Source organism: Flavobacterium sp. GT3R68, assembly GCF_007109225.1.
In the GTDB taxonomy this organism is placed as follows: Bacteria; Bacteroidota; Bacteroidia; order Flavobacteriales; family Flavobacteriaceae; genus Flavobacterium.
Genome location: NZ_VJZK01000030.1, coordinates 1 through 1,224, shown reverse-complemented (window position 1 = coordinate 1,224; position 1,224 = coordinate 1). Strand labels below are relative to the sequence as shown.

At 31.0% G+C, this 1,224-nt stretch carries 1 protein-coding gene; it reads right to left on the bottom strand.

The features are described 5' to 3' along the window. Positions 1 to 210: 210 nt before the first annotated feature. The gene (locus FNW07_RS13655; RefSeq protein WP_144265651.1) at positions 211 to 1,083 is read right to left on the bottom strand and encodes an IS1595 family transposase; all 873 of its coding nucleotides are present in this window, start codon (positions 1,081 to 1,083) and stop codon (positions 211 to 213) included. Between the last annotated feature and the right edge of the window lie 141 nt (positions 1,084 to 1,224).

Below are 1,224 nucleotides of genomic sequence, written 5' to 3'. Positions count from 1 at the left end.
ACTTTCATTTTTTTGGATTTTGTCAGCGTTGTTATTCATAATTTAGGTTTTTCTAATTCAATAATTATTTATAAAACTCTCTTTCCAGCTTTGTACCTAACATAACGCCTTGACGAGGTGGTACTAAGTTAAGATTTATCTTTCGGGTTAATCACTTTTATAGGTATAGGCACTTTGGTCGCACTTATTAAGTACTGATTTTATTGACATTTATTTATAATTTACCATCTTTCTTATTAACACATCGAAGATTGTATCCATATTTGACCTTCTGTTATATCTGAAATGATACTCATCCAAATAATTTTGCATACGCTCTTTGCTGCAATGATGATGAATTCCTCTCAACCATCCCTTGATATTCATAATATGAATATGTAACTCTTTGAAATTTTTTCCGTCTTTCGAAGGCACTTGTTTTAGGTTTTTAAATTCTTTCTTCAAAGGTGTATATCCTCTCCATTTATCAGAAACGAGATAAGCTTCTTTCGAAACATATTTTGTTAAAAATTCACCTAATTCAATTGCTGATGCATGTTCTATAGTTTCCGCATATGCCCTTCCAACTCCATCTTCTAAAATCTCAACAGCTAAAACAATCAACTTTTTCAATCCTTTACTTCTACCTTTTTTGCCCTCTTCTGGACCGCCAACAACAAACTCATCAACGTGAACAATCCCTGTTAATGGGCTTTTAAGACTACTTTTCATTGCTTGCTGCACCTTTAGTTTGAATGCCCAACAAGTCTTTTGACGTAATTCAAATTCTTGACTTAATTCTAAAGACGACATTCCTTTTTTCTTACTACTAATTTTAAATGCAATATGAAATGCTATTAGAATTGAAAATTTTAACTTCTCAAACATAGTACCCACCGTAGGACTTTCATCATATCTACATTTTGTACATCTCCTGTTTTGAATGTTTTTCCCTGTGCCAAATTTATCATTATTGCATCGTTTACATTTATAACCGTCTGACCACTTTACTTGGGCTAAATATTCTAAACAATCATTATCATCCTTAAATCGTTGGTTAAACTTTATTGAATTCACTCCTCTAAAAATATTTCTATCTGCCATCAGGCAAAAATAATAAATTGCGACCTAAACGCCTATACCTAAAAAATTAAATGGAAAAAGACTATAAAGCATTTATCATTGAGGATGATGAAATAGCAAAATCAATAATCAATAATATATTGAAATCAAATTTAAGAGTAA